This window comes from Streptomyces agglomeratus (genome assembly GCF_001746415.1).
Classification (GTDB): domain Bacteria; phylum Actinomycetota; class Actinomycetes; order Streptomycetales; family Streptomycetaceae; genus Streptomyces; species Streptomyces agglomeratus.
Window position 1 is genome coordinate 4930557 of the sequence record NZ_MEHJ01000001.1, and the last position, 15461, is coordinate 4946017.

General features: G+C 72.3%; 17 protein-coding genes. 9 read left to right on the plus strand and 8 right to left on the minus strand.

Annotated elements, in window-relative coordinates; all coding sequences use genetic code 11:
- Window positions 1-23 precede the first annotated feature (23 nt).
- On the minus strand, window positions 24-1625 hold the full coding sequence (locus AS594_RS46250; RefSeq protein WP_240509067.1) for an IS1634 family transposase: 1602 nt from the start codon (window positions 1623-1625) through the stop codon (window positions 24-26).
- 165 nt (window positions 1626-1790) lie between these two features.
- Between AS594_RS46250 and AS594_RS21440 the strand changes: the two genes are divergently transcribed.
- Window positions 1791-2582 carry a S16 family serine protease gene (locus tag AS594_RS21440; RefSeq protein ID WP_069928572.1) on the plus strand — a complete coding sequence of 264 codons (792 nt, stop codon included), beginning with the start codon at window positions 1791-1793 and terminating at the stop codon, window positions 2580-2582.
- On the opposite strand, the gene AS594_RS21445 is transcribed toward AS594_RS21440, so the two are convergent.
- The 4 genes from AS594_RS21445 to AS594_RS21460 all read right to left on the minus strand — a co-directional run bounded on the left by AS594_RS21445 (window position 2518) and on the right by AS594_RS21460 (window position 5216).
- On the minus strand, window positions 2518-3825 hold the full coding sequence (locus tag AS594_RS21445) for an MFS transporter (protein WP_069935238.1): 1308 nt from the start codon (window positions 3823-3825) through the stop codon (window positions 2518-2520). The two genes, AS594_RS21440 and AS594_RS21445, sit on opposite strands and share 65 nt — an antisense overlap.
- Window positions 3822-4013: a hypothetical protein gene (locus AS594_RS21450; protein ID WP_069928574.1), complete on the minus strand. Its 192-nt coding sequence runs from the start codon at window positions 4011-4013 to the stop codon at window positions 3822-3824. The genes AS594_RS21445 and AS594_RS21450 overlap by 4 nt, the downstream gene beginning before the upstream one ends.
- A gap of 16 nt (window positions 4014-4029) precedes the next feature.
- Window positions 4030-4632: an ArsR/SmtB family transcription factor gene (locus AS594_RS21455; protein ID WP_069928575.1), complete on the minus strand. Its 603-nt coding sequence runs from the start codon at window positions 4630-4632 to the stop codon at window positions 4030-4032.
- A 98-nt stretch (window positions 4633-4730) separates the two neighbouring features.
- Entirely contained in the window at window positions 4731-5216 is a 486-nt protein-coding gene (locus AS594_RS21460) for an Lrp/AsnC family transcriptional regulator (RefSeq protein WP_069935239.1), read from the minus strand.
- A 144-nt stretch (window positions 5217-5360) separates the two neighbouring features.
- On the opposite strand from AS594_RS21460, the gene hppD reads away from it, so the two are divergent.
- The 5 genes from hppD to nthA all read left to right on the plus strand — a co-directional run bounded on the left by hppD (window position 5361) and on the right by nthA (window position 8774).
- Window positions 5361-6509 carry a 4-hydroxyphenylpyruvate dioxygenase gene (hppD, locus tag AS594_RS21465; protein ID WP_069928577.1) on the plus strand — a complete coding sequence of 383 codons (1149 nt, stop codon included), beginning with the start codon at window positions 5361-5363 and terminating at the stop codon, window positions 6507-6509.
- 179 nt (window positions 6510-6688) lie between these two features.
- Window positions 6689-7621: a phage baseplate protein gene (locus AS594_RS21470; protein ID WP_069935953.1), complete on the plus strand. Its 933-nt coding sequence runs from the start codon at window positions 6689-6691 to the stop codon at window positions 7619-7621.
- Window positions 7622-7631: 10 nt separating this feature from the next.
- Window positions 7632-7913: an SH3-like domain-containing protein gene (locus AS594_RS47580; RefSeq protein WP_069928578.1), complete on the plus strand. Its 282-nt coding sequence runs from the start codon at window positions 7632-7634 to the stop codon at window positions 7911-7913.
- Window positions 7906-8187 carry an SH3-like domain-containing protein gene (locus tag AS594_RS47585; RefSeq protein ID WP_069935240.1) on the plus strand — a complete coding sequence of 94 codons (282 nt, stop codon included), beginning with the start codon at window positions 7906-7908 and terminating at the stop codon, window positions 8185-8187. The genes AS594_RS47580 and AS594_RS47585 overlap by 8 nt, the downstream gene beginning before the upstream one ends.
- On the plus strand, window positions 8184-8774 hold the full coding sequence (nthA, locus tag AS594_RS21485) for a nitrile hydratase subunit alpha (RefSeq protein WP_069935241.1): 591 nt from the start codon (window positions 8184-8186) through the stop codon (window positions 8772-8774). The genes AS594_RS47585 and nthA overlap by 4 nt, the downstream gene beginning before the upstream one ends.
- 55 nt (window positions 8775-8829) lie before the next feature.
- Here the strand turns inward: nthA and AS594_RS21490 are convergent, their stop codons facing one another.
- Window positions 8830-10203, minus strand: coding sequence for a tetratricopeptide repeat protein (locus tag AS594_RS21490; protein ID WP_069935242.1), 1374 nt, complete (start codon window positions 10201-10203; stop codon window positions 8830-8832).
- Window positions 10204-10301: 98 nt separating this feature from the next.
- Here AS594_RS21490 and AS594_RS21495 point away from each other — a divergent pair, with 98 nt between their 5' ends.
- On the plus strand, window positions 10302-11669 hold the full coding sequence (locus tag AS594_RS21495) for an FAD-binding oxidoreductase (protein WP_069930671.1): 1368 nt from the start codon (window positions 10302-10304) through the stop codon (window positions 11667-11669).
- Between the two features lie 56 nt (window positions 11670-11725).
- Here AS594_RS21495 and AS594_RS21500 read toward each other — a convergent pair whose 3' ends face one another.
- Entirely contained in the window at window positions 11726-12202 is a 477-nt protein-coding gene (locus AS594_RS21500) for an SsgA family sporulation/cell division regulator (RefSeq protein ID WP_069935243.1), read from the minus strand.
- Between the two features lie 243 nt (window positions 12203-12445).
- On the opposite strand from AS594_RS21500, the gene AS594_RS21505 reads away from it, so the two are divergent.
- Both AS594_RS21505 and AS594_RS21510 read left to right on the plus strand, forming a co-directional pair.
- A complete protein-coding gene (locus AS594_RS21505) occupies window positions 12446-14215 on the plus strand; it encodes an RDD family protein (protein WP_069928583.1) in 1770 nt (589 codons plus the stop codon).
- Between the two features lie 69 nt (window positions 14216-14284).
- A complete protein-coding gene (locus tag AS594_RS21510; RefSeq protein ID WP_069928584.1) occupies window positions 14285-15040 on the plus strand; it encodes an RDD family protein in 756 nt (251 codons plus the stop codon).
- Here the strand turns inward: AS594_RS21510 and AS594_RS21515 are convergent.
- A complete protein-coding gene (locus AS594_RS21515) occupies window positions 15029-15409 on the minus strand; it encodes a hypothetical protein (protein WP_069928585.1) in 381 nt (126 codons plus the stop codon). The two genes, AS594_RS21510 and AS594_RS21515, sit on opposite strands and share 12 nt — an antisense overlap.
- Window positions 15410-15461 lie beyond the last annotated feature (52 nt).

Genomic DNA, 15461 nt, shown 5'->3' on the forward strand with positions numbered 1-15461 from the left:
CCCGTACTTCGCGGGTGACCGTTTTAGGTCTGTGGCCAGCGGGTTTGCGTGATGTCGGTGTCGAGTAGGTCGAGGAGGTGGAGTTGGACGCCGCGGTTGATCTGGACGGTTGGCGGGTCGGTGACGTTGCCGATCCGCAGGGTGAGTTCGCCGAGCTGGTAGAGGATCATCCGGCCGGTGGGGCGGACGCGGCGGTTGTCCGGGTAGAGGCCGGGCATGGTCTCGTCGGGGCCGAGCGCGCGTCTAACCTGCCGCTCAATCAGGCAGAAGACGAGCAGGGCCAGGCAGATGACCTGGATCAGCGCGGCGACGCGCCGGTTGTGCTGCACGAAGACCGGTGCCACCGCGAGGGGGCCCTTGAAGTCGTGGTAACGCCGTTCGACGGTGCCCTGGCCCTTGTAATGGATCAGGACGTGGGCCGGGCCGGCTTTCTCGGCCGGGACGCTGGTGATCAGCGCCCACCAGCCGTCGACGGCTGTTTCGGCTCCCAGTACGTCCTGGTCGAAGTGCCAGGTGAGGCTGGGGGTGCCGTGCTCGTCGGTGGTGATGTGCCAGCGCAGGCAGGAGGTGACGCGGCGCTTGGTCGCGATGACGCCGATCCGGGCAACGATCTTCTCTCTGGTCTTGTAGTGCCGTCCGCCCGCCGCGGCGGTGAGCCTGTCGAGGTCTTCGGCGGCTTTGGCCAGTCGTTTGGCCCGGGCAGCCTGCTGGCCGGCCGCGACGGCGGTGGAGTGGACCAGGATCCGGCGCACGGTCAGCGGCGGATCGCTTTTGCGGCGGCCGGTCAGCGTGTGGGTGTCCTCCAGGACCCGGTAGGTCTCCCGTTCCGCCTCGGGTTTCCTCTCGTCCCGCTCAGGCACCCAGTCGACGGGCTCGCCCCGCTGAGGATCCAGGACCGCGTAGACCTCGTCCTTGAGCTGCGCGGCTGGGACGGGCGCGACGAACTCCACCCCGGCCTCAAGCAGGGCGGTGATGTTGGAGTAGGACACCAGCTTGGAGTCGGCGACCATCAAGAACTCGCGGGTGCCGGCCATCGCTTTGAGGTCGTTCATCGCGCCGACGACCTGACGGACCTCGGCGGCGGCGCCGTCGAAGACCCGGGAGTGCACGGGGATCCCGCCGTCGGCCGTCACCGCGAGCCCGGTCTGGATCTGCTTCAGGTCCAGCCGCCGGTCCTTGGGATGCCCGTTGCAGGCGATCAGCGGGTACTGCTCGTCCTGGTCCTGGGCGGGGAAGGCGCCGTGGACGGACATGCTGGTCATGTCCCAGTGCAGCCGCGAGACGTCGATCCCGAACTCGGTGATCGCCCGCGCGCCGACGGTGCCGGCGACGACTTCCAGCTTCGGGGCGATCGCGTCCAGCGCACGGGCCAGGCGATCGTCGTTGAGGAGGTCTGGTGTGATGCCGAAGACCTCCTCCACCGCCCAGGTGCGGGCCCAGTCCCCGACGCGCACCAGCGGTGCGGGCGAGGTCAGCCGGTTGGCCACCAGCGCCTCGATGACCTGCCCGTGCGTCAGATGCGCGCTCGCGCCGCCTGGACACACCTCGTCGACGATCCCGGCCACGTCCAGCCGGCGCAGAAACTCGGCAGCGACAGGCAGAGCGCCCAGACGCTTTTCCACCACGGACGTCACCACCACTTCAAGGCGCTGACGCTCAGATCGTGGCCGCGGGGACCGGGAAGTCATCGACACATCCGGACCAACGCCATGCGACCGGCCCGGGACACTCCCGGACCGGTCACACCATACGAATCAACGACCCGCGAAGTACGGGACTAGATTGGGGGCGTGCTCTCACGTCTCTCCCGCCCCCGTGTCCTCGCCCTGTGCGGTGCCCCCGTGCTCGCGCTGCTCGCCGTGGCCGCCTTCGCGCCGCTGCCGTACGTCCTCGCGCAGCCCGGCAGCACCGCGAACGTCCTGGGCGAGGTCAAGGGTGAGCCGGTGATCACCATCACCGGGGCGCCGGTCCGCAAGACCACCGGGGAGCTGCGGATGACGACGATCGTGGCGACCGGCCCCTCCGTCGACGTCGACCTGGGGCAGGTCGTCGACGCGTGGTTCAGGACCGACCGGGCCGTCATGCCGAAGGAAGCGGTCTACCCGACCGGCGGCACGGACGCCGAGATCGAGAAGCACAACGTCCAGGAGATGGAGCAGTCGCAGGCCACCGCCGTCGACGCGGCGCTCGGCTACCTCGGCGAGAGCCCCCAGCGGGTGAAGGTCGATCTCAGCCTCGCCGACATCGGCGGCCCCAGCGCCGGTCTCCTCTTCTCGCTCGGCATCGTGAACAAGCTCGACGGCAACGGCTCGGGCGGCGACCTCACCGGCGGCCGCACCATCGCCGGTACGGGCACGATCACCTCGGACGGCGACGTGGGCCCGGTCGGCGGCGTACCGCTCAAGACGCAGGCGGCCCGGCGTGACGGGGCGACGGTCTTCCTCGTGCCGAAGGACGAGTGCTCGCAGGCCGAGGCCGAGAAGCCGGCGGGGCTGCGGCTGGTGCCGGTGACGACGCTCAAGGACGCGGTGCGGGCGCTGGACGCGCTGGAGACGAAGGGCGCGAAGGTTCCGAGCTGCTGAGCGGCGCGCCGGCCGGTACGCCGTCCATCGCACGCCAGGACGGGAAGACCACCGGGCTCAGCGTCGCCAGGAAGTACGCGCCGCCCACCACCAGCAGCGCCGTCACGAGCCCTGCCTCCTCGACCAGCAGCCCCGCCGCGAGCCCGCCCAGCGGCATGGTGAGTTCGCAGCCGGCCGTGGACACGCCGCCGACGCGGCTGCGCAGGTCCTGCGGGACGCGTTCGTACGTCACCGTCGTCAGGATCGGATTGAGCATCCCGGCGGCCAGTCCGCCCGCCGCCATCGCCACGGCCAGCGCGGCCGTTCCGTCCACCAGCGCGGCGACGACGAAGCGCGGCAGCCCGCAGAGCAGGAACGCCACGGTGAAGACGATCCGGCGCGGGAACCGCTCACCGACCGCCCCGTAGAGCAGGGCGCCGAGCAGCGCGCACCCGCCGAAGACCGCCGCGAGCATGCCGAGGTCCGTGGCGCCGCCCAGGTTCTCCTTGGCGTGGACAGGCAGGAGGACGGAACTCCAGCCCTGGTCGAGGCCGTTGGTGAGCATCACCATCAGGACCACGGCCAGCAGGAGGCGTTGGCGCAGCAGGAAGACGTATCCCTCACGCAGTTCCGTGCGGTACGTCGTGAACGACACCGGCGCCGCCTTCTGCGGCTCGGCCGCCCGTACGCCCCGTACTCCGCCCGCGACCAGGAGCGCGGACCCGGCGAAGGTCGCCGCGTCGAGCAGCAGCACCGCCTCCGCCCCGAGCACCGCGATCAGGACGCCCGCGAGCGCGGCCCCGATCATGCGGGCCCCGCGCGAGACGCCCTCGAAGAGGCTGGCGGCGCGCGCGAGGGTGGTGCCGGCGTGGGCGGCGAGGTCGGGCACCAGGACGTAACGGGCGGTCATGCCGGGCGTATGGGCGAGGCCGCCGAGCGCCATCAGGGCGCACAGCATCCAGAACTCCAGCGCCCCGGCCCAGTGCAGCAGCGGGATCGCGCCGACGGCGAGCCCGCACACGAGGTCGGAGACGACCGAGACCCGGCGGCGGCCGATCCGGTCGATGAACGGTCCGCCGACGAGCGCGGAGACGACGACCGGCAGCGTCGCGCAGAAGGCGACGACGCCCGCGCGGCCGGCGCTGCCCGTGGTGTCGAGCACGAACCACGGGACACCGATCATCGTCAGCGAGGTGCCGGCCGTGGAGATGGTGTTGGCGGCCAGTACGGCCGCGAACGGTTTCCGTACCCCCCGGGCGGTCATGCGATACGGGCCGGCCGGGCGGGCGGGTGCTGGGCGAGGCGCAGACCCACCTCGACCATGACCCAGCCGAGGCGGGTGCGCAGGGCGCGCTGCGGCGCGGGGCGCGGGACGGGGGCGTACGCGGCGGCCCGGGCGTGCAGGTCGGCGGCGCGCTGGTGGTGAAGGCGGAGGTGGGTGTCGGGGTGCATGGCGGGCGGGTTCCTCTCAGTCCGTGGAGCGGCGGGGGAACGAGTGGGTGTGAAGGCGGACTTGGGCGGAGCCCTCGTCGGACAGTCCGTGGTAGCTGACGATGAGTTCGTGCAGCTTCTCGTTCAGCTCCTTCAGCTGCTCAGGGGTGAGCTGGAGCGTGAAGTCGCTCATGTCGGAGCTGGCGGCCCATTCCTCGGGCCATTCGCGCGAGGTGGCGAGCCAGGTGCCGAGCTCCTGGGTGTGGATGTTCGCGATCTCGTGCAGGAAGAGGTCGGCGGCGCCGCGTACGGCGGGATCGGGGCTGTTGTGCAGCTCCCTGCTGAACGTGGTCCCTTCCTGTGCCGCCTTCCACCACCGCTCGCGGCCCTTGCCGCGCTCGGGGTCGTCCTCGACGAAGCCGTGCGCGGCGAGCTGCCGCAGGTGGTAGCTGGTGGCGCCGCTCGACTCGCCCAGCCGCTCGGCGAGCTGGGAGGCGGTGGCGGGGCCGTCGTGGCGCAGCGACTTCAGCAGCTGGATGCGCAGAGGGTGGGCGAGGCCCCGCAGGGAACGGGCGTCCAGGGTACGGGAGTTGGTCACCCTCGGGTCGGGTCGCGGGTCGGGTCCGGGCTCTGTGGGCATGCCTCGACCCTAGGCATGCAAAGACAGCTTTGCAAGTACTTCGTTGCAACCTGTTCTTTGCATGTCCTCGGTGATGCCCGCGCCGGCCGAGCCGCGCGTCAGCCCGCCCCGTCGGCCGCCGCCTGCTCCACCAGCGGGATGATCCGCAGCGGCACCGGGTTCTCCATGACGATCGCCGTGGAGGCCCGCATGATGCCCTCGAAGCCGACGACCCGGTCGATCACACGCTGAAGATCGGCGTTCGAGCGGGCGACCAGGCGGCAGAGCATGTCTCCGTGCCCGGTGGTGGTGTGCAGTTCCAGCACCTCGGGGACCGTCGCCAGGTGCGCCCGTACGTCGGCTCCCTGGCCCTGTTTGATCTCCAGCGTCGCGAACGCCGTCACCGGATAGCCCAGTGCGGCCGGATCGACGTCCGGGCCGAAACCGCGGATGACCCCGTGGGCCTGAAGCCGGTCCATCCGGGCCTGCACGGTCCCGCGCGCCACCCCCAGGCGGCGAGAAGCCTCCAGCACCCCGATGCGCGGCTCGCGTGCCAGCAGCACGATGAGCCGGCCGTCGAGTGCGTCGATACCGTCGGTTGACATGAGTTTCGCCTGCTTCCCGGGAGGTGGTGCCGACCCTGGTCATCCTGTGCAGATCGCCCGGCCATTTTCGCAGTACGGTGGACAGATTGCCCAGTGTTTCAACGAACTATTGCGCAGCTTGCGATACGGAGAGACTCTGCCGATATGACTGAGACCACGCACCACACCACCCCGAGCACCGCGCGCGAGGCCGACCCCTTCCCGGTCAAGGGAATGGACGCGGTCGTCTTCGCCGTCGGCAACGCCAAGCAGGCCGCGCACTACTACTCGACCGCCTTCGGCATGAAGCTCGTCGCCTACTCCGGACCGGAGAACGGCAGCCGTGAGACCGCGAGTTACGTCCTGACCAACGGTGCCGCGCGCTTCGTCCTCACCTCTGTCATCAAGCCCTCCACCGACCGGGGCCGCTTCCTCGCCGAGCACGTGGCCGAGCACGGCGACGGCGTCGTCGACCTCGCCATCGAGGTTCCGGACGCCCGGGCGGCGTACGCCTACGCCGTGGAGCACGGCGCGCGCGGCATCGAGGAGCCGCACGAGGTCAAGGACGAGCACGGCGTCGTCGTCCTGGCCGCGATCGCGACGTACGGCAAGACCCGGCACACCCTCGTCGAGCGGTCGGGCTACAGCGGTCCGTACCTGCCCGGCTTCGTCGCGGCCGACCCGATGGTCGAACCGCCGGCCAAGCGCACCTTCCAGGCCATCGACCACTGCGTCGGCAACGTCGAGCTCGGCAAGATGAACGAGTGGGTCGCCTTCTACAACAAGGTCATGGGCTTCACCAACATGAAGGAGTTCGTGGGCGACGACATCGCCACCGAGTACTCCGCGCTCATGTCGAAGGTCGTCGCGGACGGCACCCTGAAGGTGAAGTTCCCGATCAACGAGCCCGCGATCGCGAAGAAGAAGTCGCAGATCGACGAGTACCTGGAGTTCTACGGCGGCGCCGGCGTCCAGCACATCGCGCTCGCCACGAACGACATCGTCGCGACCGTGCGCAGCATGCGGGCGAACGGCGTCCAGTTCCTGGACACCCCCGACTCGTACTACGACACGCTCGGCGAGTGGGCGGGCGAGACGCGCGTACCCGTCGAGACGCTGCGCGAGCTGAAGATCCTCGTCGACCGCGACGAGGACGGCTACCTGCTCCAGATCTTCACCAAGCCGGTCCAGGACCGGCCGACCGTCTTCTTCGAGATGATCGAGCGGCACGGCTCGATGGGCTTCGGCAAGGGCAACTTCAAGGCGCTCTTCGAGGCGATCGAGCGGGAGCAGGAGAAGCGCGGCAACCTCTGACGCCGCACGCCGCACGCCGCACGCCGCACGCCGCACGCCCGGGGCGGCGCCCTTCGTCCGGACCGGCGCCGCTCACCCGAGGCCGCGCCGTGCGTGCTCCCTGTGCCGCGTGTGCTGCGTGCGCGGCCCCGTGCGCCCCTGACCCGGGGGGCACGGGGTCGCTATCGTGAGTCATGGCCATGACCAGCATCAGTGCGAGTACGAGTGACGAGCGCATCGACCTGGCCGTGCCGTCGAAGAGATGGCACTGGAAGAAGCAGCTCAGACACACCACCGTCCTCCAGTCGTTCGCCTTCGACGACTCCCGCAAGCGGCTGTACGTCGTCCAGGTCATGCAGGGCGGCATCAGGCTTCCGGGCGAGTCCCGGCCCTACAGCGGCACGGAGCGCCGGCAGCGCGGCGACATGTGCCTGAACCGGCTCGACCTGAGCGGCAACCGGCTGGGGCACATGTACCTGCTCGGACACGGGCACGGCGTCGGCATGGGCGTCGAACGGGACGCGGCCGGGGCGACCTGGATCTGGACCGAGGCGGACGGGCGGGCAGCGGAGTCCGGGGCGTTCGGACGCGGCATCGCACGCTTCCGGTTCGTCGACCGGCAAGTACGCCGCAGCTCCGCGAAGTCCACCCGCTACCCCGTCCCCGGCTCCACCGCCAACCAGCCCTCCGTCGACATGAGCCGCAAGCGCGTCGCCGTCCGCCACCGCATCGACGGCACGGTCCGCTACCGCGTCTTCTCGCTCGCCCACGCCGTCTCGGGCAACTTCTCCAAACCTCTGCACGACTTCGCCCAGCCCGCCGCGCACCCCGGCCCGGACATCGACTTCCAGGGCTTCGCGCTCCACGGCAACTACCTGTACCAGCTGGCCGGGGAGCCGTACGGACCCGGCAACCCGCCCTCCGTGCACGGCAACGCGTACGTCTCCTGCGTCGACATCCGCACCGGCGGCCTCGTCCAGCGCACCCGCACCGAGGCCGGCTACTCCCTCGACCACCGCGAACCCGAGGGCCTCGCCGTACGGCGCACCGGCAAGCCCCGGCTGTGCATGGGGTTCGCGTCGGGGCAGCCGGGTGCGCGCAGGTACTCGATCTACTACAAGCAGCACGCATAAGCTTCCGGGCATGGCCAGGATGAACGACGTGGGCGGCATGCAGGGCTTCGGGCCCGTCGACACCACCGACGACACAGCGCCCTTCCACGCCGACTGGGAGGCCCGCGTCTTCGCCCTTAACGGCGCCCTCATCGCCCAGAAGGTCTACAACCTCGACGAGTTCCGCGACGCCGTCGAGTCGATGCCGCCCGCCGAGTACCTCGCGGCGTCGTACTACGAACGGTGGTTCTTCGCGATCCGCACGCTGCTGGAACGCAAGGGCGTGGTCGCGGCGGGCGAGCTCGATGACTGACGACCGCTACGCCCCCGGCGCGCGCGTGCGTACCGTCCACCACGACCCGCCGCACCACACCCGGCTGCCGCGGTACGCCCGTGGCAAACGCGGCACCGTCATCGAGCCGGAGGGGCGCGCCCCGCTCGCCGACGTGCGGGCGCAGGGGCGCGACGACTGGCCCGTGGAGCAGGTGTACGCCGTGCGGTTCGCCGCGCGGGACCTGTGGGGCGAGGGCGAGCACCATGTGGTCCTCGACCTGTTCGAAAGCTACCTGGAGGACGACCAGCCGTGACCGGGACCACTCACTCCGACGCTCTGATCTCCCGTCGGGTACGGCGTCTGGAAACGCTGCTGGAGGAACGGGGCATCGTCACCGGCGCGGCCGTCGACGAAGCCATCGACGCGTTCCTCACCGGCGCCTCGGCGGCCGGGGGAGCGCGCGTCGTGGCCCGGGCGTGGACCGATCCGGGGTTCCGGGAGCGGCTGCTGGCCGACGGGACCGAGGCCGTCACGGAGCTGGGGCTGTCGGCGGGAGGTGTGCAGCCGCAGCGGCTGCGCGTCGTCGAGAACACGGCGGGCACGCACAACATCGTGGTGTGCACGCTCTGTTCGTGCTACCCGGTCCGGCTGCTGGGGCCCTCTCCGAGCTGGTACAAGAGCGAGGCGTACCGGTCACGGGTGGTGCGGGAGCCGCGCGCGGTGCTGGCCGAGTTCGGGCTGGTGCTGCCGCCGGACGTGGCCGTCACGGTGTGGGACTCCACGTCGGAGACGCGCTACATGGTCCTGCCGCGCCGCCCCGCCGGCACGGAGCACCTGGACGAACCCGCCCTGGCGTCCCTGGTCACCCGCAACGCCCTGATCGGCACAGCGGCCCTGTAACCCCGGGCGGCTCCGCCCGGCCCCCGGCACGCCCCTCCCGGCGCCGCCTGAGCCGTCAGCGGCCGTCGCCCAGGGCGTGCAGCGCCTCCCACGCCCCGGGAGCCAGCAGCGGGGAGAACGCCGGGTTGATGCGCAGCGCCTCCTCCAGGTGGCGCCTGGCCGCGCCGTACTCCCGCATCGCCCGTTCGATCGTCCCCAGGTGGTAGAAGAACAGCGCGTTGCGCAAGCCGTGCTCCGTGGCCCTGCGCGCGTACTTCAGCGCCTCGCCGCGATTCCTCGCCCCACCGGACCGGTGCAGCGCCCAGGCCAGCGCGTCCGCGACGTGCGCGTCCGGGTGCCGCCGCCATTCCGCCCGCAGCCGCCGCACCGCCGCGGCCGGATCGCCGTGGTCCGCGTCCAGCCGCCCGAGGAGGAGCTCGTTCCGGCCGCCGCCACGCTTGCGCGCGGCCGCCACCCCTTCCCGTACGAGGGCGTACTGGTCCTCGGCCTCGGGCCCGCGGTCCAGGGACTGGAGCAGCTCGCCGTACTCCAGATGGAACTCCGGGAGCGGGGTGTCGCTGATCGCCGCGCGGTAGTCGACCTCCGCGTCGGACGGACGGCCCAGCGCCGCCATGACGCGGGCGCGGCCCGCCCGTGCCCTGCCGTAGCCGGGATCCGTCCGCAGGGCCGCCTCGTAGTGGCGCAGGGCCTCCTCCGGCTCACCCCGCTCCCACGCCAGTTCACCCGAGCGGTGCAGGCACGTCACCTTCTCCGCGGTCGAGCCCGCGAGCGCCGTCGCGTCCGACAGCGTCGCCGCCGCGTCCTCCCGCCAGCCCCGGTCGCGGTAGACGTCCGCCGCCAGCAGCCGCGCCCACGCGCCCGGCCGCAGCGCCTCCAGCTTCTCCACCGCCCCGGCGGCCGCCTCCTGGTCACCGAGCCGCGTGTACGCGCCGACCAGGACCGGGTACACGGTCCAGCGCCGCGGCGACCGCTTCCGCACCGCCTCGGCCCACTTCCTCGCGGCCCGGTGGTCGCCGCGCGCGTGGGCGAGCGCCGCGAGACCGACCTCCGCCTCGGGATTGCCCCGCGGCCGTACGGACAGGGAGTGACGCAGCGCCATCTCGGCGCGCGGGAAGTCGGCCGGGTCGGCCGTCCAGCGGCCCCGCTCCAGATAGGCCGAGCCGAGGACCGACCAAGAGTGCTCGTCCCCGGGGTGCTCGCGCAGCCACGCCGTACGGTCGCCGATCAGCGCGCTCAGGTCGGCGGGAGAGGCGGGGACACCGGCGCCCACGGCCTCGACCGCGGCCATCGCGCGGCCGACGGCGCCCGGCGACGGCGGCGGGGCCTCGTTCAGCCCCTCCGTTACGAGCACCCCCGCGACGACCAGCACCGCCGCACCCGCGAGCACGGCGCGGGGCCACCGCCGCTTCACCTGCTGTTCGGTCTCCATGCCGCTCACTGTGCGCCGGTACGACGAGCACATCCGCGGAGGCGAAGTGGATCGGCGACGGGTTCACACCGATGGCCCCGGGTGACACGCTGGGAACCATGGACGATCTTCTCGTACAGCTGCGCGCGGGCCTGCCGCCCGAGGCATTGATCACCGACCCGGACGTCATGGCCTCGTACGCCCGCGACATGGCCGGATTCTGTGAGGCGGGAGCACCGGCCGCCGTCGTCCTGCCGCGCACCGTCGAGCAGGTCCAGCACGTCATGCGCACCGCGACCGCGCTGCGCGTACCCGTCGTTCCGCAGGGCGCGCGGACGGGGCTGTCCGGTGCCGCCAACGCCACCGACGGCTGCGTCGTGCTGTCCCTGGTCAGGATGGACCGGATCCTGGAGATCAGCGCCGTCGACCGCGTCGCCGTGGTCGAGCCCGGGGTGATCAACGCGGTCCTGTCGCGGGCCGTGGCCGAGAAAGGGCTGTACTACCCCCCGGACCCGTCGAGTTGGGAGACGTGCACCATCGGCGGAAACATCGGCACGGCCGCCGGCGGACTGTGCTGCGTGAAGTACGGGGTGACCGCCGAGTACGTGCTGGGCCTGGATGTCGTACTCGCCGACGGCCGGCTCCTGCGGACCGGGCGGCGCACGGCCAAGGGCGTGGCCGGCTACGACCTCACCCGCCTCTTCGTCGGCTCGGAAGGCACGCTCGGCATCGTGGTCGGGGCGGTGCTCGGACTCAAGCCCGCCCCGCCGCGGCAGCTCGTCCTCGCCGCCGAGTTCCCCTCCGCGGCCGCCGCCTGCGACGCCGTCTGCGAGATCATGGCGCGCGGCCACGCGCCGTCGCTGCTCGAACTCATGGACCGCACGACGCTGCGGGCCGTCAACAAGCTGGCCCACATGGGCCTGCCGGAGACCACCGAGGCGCTGCTGCTCGCCGCCTTCGACACCCCGGACCCCGCCGCCGACCTCGCCGCGGTCGGAGAACTGTGCACTGCGGCCGGCGCCGTCTCGGTCGTCCCCGCCGACGACGCCGCCGAGTCCGAACTCCTCCTGCAAGCACGGCGGATGTCGCTGACGGCGCTCGAAGCGGTCAAGTCCGCGACGATGATCGACGACGTGTGCGTACCGCGCTCGAAGCTCGGCGCGATGCTGGAGGGCACCGCCGTCATCGCGGAGAAGTACGACCTCGTCGTCGGCGTCTGCGCGCACGCCGGTGACGGCAACACGCATCCGGTGGTCTGCTTCGACCACCTGGACGAGGACGAGTCGCGGCGCGCCCGCGAGTCCTTCGACGAGATCATGGCGCTCGGCCTGGAGCTCGGCGGCACGATCACCGGCGAGCACGGTGTCGGCGTACTGAAGAGAGAATGGCTCGCCCGCGAACTGGGGCCCGTGGGGTTGGAGTTGCAGCGCGCGGTCAAGGTGGCCTTCGACCCGCTCGGGCTCCTCAATCCGGGCAAGGTCTTCTGAGGTCCGGGACGTACGGCCACCAGGCGAAAGACCGGGCGCCGAGGTGCCCGTACCCCTCACGCCTCGCCGTCCCCGGACTCGTCCGACAGCCACGGGGCGCGCGGCCACAGGTCGTCGGCCGGAGTCCGCGCCAGCAGCGCGGCCAGCGCCTCGTCGATGCCGAGCCGCTCCCGCTCCGTCCCCGGCGGCACCGCCCGCAACGTCCGCTCCAGCCAGGCGGACACCGCGGGCGACGGGACCTCCAGGAGAGCGTCCCCGTCGGGCGACGTCAGGGCCACGCAGACCACGCTGCGGGAATCGACCTTGGCCGGCCAGACCCGGACGTCACCGTGGCCGCAGGGCCGGAACACGCCCTCGACGAACAGCTCGCGGGCGAACGTCCAGTCCACCGGGGAGTCGGAGCCGACGTGGAAGGTGATGTGCACGGCGTACGGGTCGTCCGTACGGTAGGACAGCCGGGCCGGGACCGGGATGCTGCGCTCGGGCGACAGCACCAGGTTGAGCTCGAGTTCGCGTTCCACCACGGTGTGCATGCGGTTGTTCCTCTCCGTGCGGGTTGCGGCCCCCTTGCGTGGGCCTCACAAGCAGAGAGGGGCGTGCCCCGGGTTCATTACGCGACTTCCGGCGACAACTTCGAAGGGTCTGGAAAGGCTCTGGACACGTTCTGGGAATACCCGGAAAGAAGTGCTTCCCTTGGGACCGGCCCGGCGCGTCGCGGCGGTCTGATAGATGTGGACCTCGATAACGAGGCCATCGACTAGATACGGGACACGGTGATGAGCGCCCCCACCCCGGCCAGCGGCGACAGCAGCCCCACTCCTGGCTACTATCCCGACCCGTCCATCCCCGGTTACGTCCGGTTCTGGAACGGGGCCTCATGGGTGCCCGGTACCAGTCGCCCCGCCCCGTCGGACGACGAGGGAACGCCCGCCGGGCCAACGGGAGCGGCGAGTCCGGCTCCCGCCCCCACTCCGTCCGTGGAGGAGACCGGCCCCCTCTTCTTCGACGAGGAACCCGAGGGCGCGCACCTGCACGGCAACACCCCGGAACCCGCGTCGGCCTGGCAGGCGGACACGTCCCGTCAGACCGGATTCGGCGGTGACCGCGACCGCCGGGTCTCCTGGGGCTCCACCGCCCCGGACTCCGGCGGCGCACCCGCCCCGGCCGGTTCCGGCGGCGCCCCCTCCGGTTCCGGCGGACGGCCGGCCGCTGCCGCCGAGGAGTCGGGGCCCGGCCGTACGTCCACCCCCGGCGGCGGTTCCCCCGCCCAGGGGACGGGAGATCCCCGGCGGGCCCAGGCGGCGCCCGGCCAGTCCTCCGGCGAGCAGCGCCGTGCGGGCGGCGGTGTCGACCTCCGGCGTACGGGCGGCTCCGCGCCGGAAGCCGCCCCCGGCCCGGCGCCCGCCGCCCCCGGCGAGCGTGACCCGCGCGGGGCAGCGGCCGACCCCAGCGGAGGCGCGCTGCCCGGCGTCCGCACGCCGGGCCGGACCTCGCCCCCCGACAACGGCACGGTCACCATGCGTGCCCTGCGCCGCGGCGACGGGGAGTCCCCGCACACGGCCCGCGCCGATGGCACGATGGCCATCAGGACCATGACCCCGGGAGCGGGCCGGCCCCAAGTCCCGGGCCAGAGCCGCCCCCAGCCCCCGGCGCAGGGCGAGACCCCCGGCCAGGGATCGGGCGCCGCACAGGCTCCCGCGCAGGGGCCGGTGCAGGTCCCCGGACAGGCGCCCGCTGCGGGGCAGTTCCACGCGGGCGCGCACGCGCAGGCCACCGGGCCCGCGCAGACCCCCGGCCGGGCCCAGGCCCACGGGCAGGGCGCCGCAGCCGCACAGGCCCCCGCGCACGGCCGGATCCCCGGGGCGGCGCAGACGACGCCGGACGGGGGAGCGGCGGGTGCCGCCCCTGTTTCCGCCGGGGCCGGAGGCGGGGCCGCCTCCTGGGCGCAGCAGGTGCACCGGCTCGCGCAGCCGGACCAGGACGAGGCGGGCGGGACGCCCGTCGTGCCGTGGAAGCCGCCGGTCAGCGATCCGTTCCTCCAGGCCGCCCAGGCCCAGGCCGCGGCCAGGCCCGCCGGCCTCGCCAAGCGGCTGGCCGCACGGCTGATCGACACGCTCGTCCTCGGCGCCGTGCTCAGCGCGGTCGCCGTACCCCTCGGAACGGCCGCGCTCGCACACATCGACGACAAGATCGAGGCGGCGAAGCTCTCCGGCGAGACCGTGACCGTATGGCTGCTCGACGGGACCACCGCCGGCTACCTCGGCATCGTCATCGGCGCCTACCTCCTCGTCGGAGTGGTGTACGAGGTGCTGCCGACCGCCAAGTGGGGCCGTACGCTCGGCAAGAAGCTGTGCCGCATGCACGTACGGGACATCGAGGCGCACGAGCCCCCGACGTTCGGCGCCGCGCTGCGCCGCTGGCTCGTGTACGGAGTGCTCGGCGTCCTCGGGATCGGCATCGTCAACGCGGCGTGGTGCCTGTTCGACCGCCCGTGGCGCCAGTGCTGGCACGACAAGGCGGCCCGTACGTTCGTCGCGGGGGACTGACGGGCAGCCAGTCCCCCGAACGGCACCCGACCGGATGCGGGCGGCGGGCGGGCGCGGTCGACTGCCGTTATGAGCACCGACCAGCCGCCGCCCGGCCAGCCGTCCGATGACGACCCGTTCCGCAAGAAGCCGCCGCCGGAGCAGCCCCCGCCGCCTCCCTCCGGCGGCGGACCGTACGACACCGGCGGGACAGGCGGCGCCGGCCCCGCGGGACCGGGCGAGCCCGGCGGTCCGGCCGGGCCCGGCCCCGGCGGCGGTTCCCCGTACGGCGAATCCCCGTACGGGGACTCTCCTTACGGCGGCCCCCCGTACGGCACCCCGCCGCCGCCCTACAGCGGCGGCGCCGCCGACCCGCTCGCCGGGATGCCGCCGCTCGCCCCCACCGGCAAGCGCATCGCGGCCCGCATCATCGACGTGCTGATCGTCGGCGTCCCGCTGGGGCTCATCGGCTGGCTGCTGGGCATGTTCGACAGCTACAACAGCGACGACTGGGACGAAGTCTCGACCATGTCGGACGCCAAGTCGCTGATCTGGCAGCTCGTCACCATGGTCGTGTACATCGGCTACGACACCTACATGACGGCCAAGGACGGCCGGACCGTCGGCAAGCGGCTCATGAACCTGCGCGTCGCGATGCTCAACAGCGGCATGGTCCCCGAGACCAACGCGTCGCTGCTGCGTGCCGTCGTCCTGTGGGTGCCCGCGCTGATCTGCTGCTTCTGCCTGTGGTGGCTCATCAACCTGGTGATGATCCTGGTCGACAAGCCCTACAAACAGGGCCTGCACGACAAGGCGGCGAAGACCGTGGTGGTCTCAACCGCGTAGCGAGTGCCCGCCGACCGCCGAACGGGCCCGTGAGGAGGGCCCGGAGGACGAGGCGGCGGGGCGCGGTCCAGGCACCCGTGCCTCGTTGCCGGAGCTGTCGGAACTGCCGGAGCCCGTGCCTGCCGAGCCGGTGCCGGCCGCCGCGGGGACCGTCCCGCCGGCGGCCGCACTGTTCGTACCGCGGGCCGTGCGCGCCGGCTTCGGCGTGGGCACCGTCAGCGCGACCAGCAGGCCCATCGCGAGCGCGGCCAGGGCGATGACCGCGACGCCGATGCCCGACGCCGTCCCGGACAGCAGCAGCATGGCGAGGGTCGAGAAGACGACTGTGGCTGAACCGTATGCGAACTGTGCGGCAGTCGGACGCGGCATGGCGATTTCCGTCCTCGGAGCAGCGGTAGGGGGGTCTTCTCATCCGGGTCGC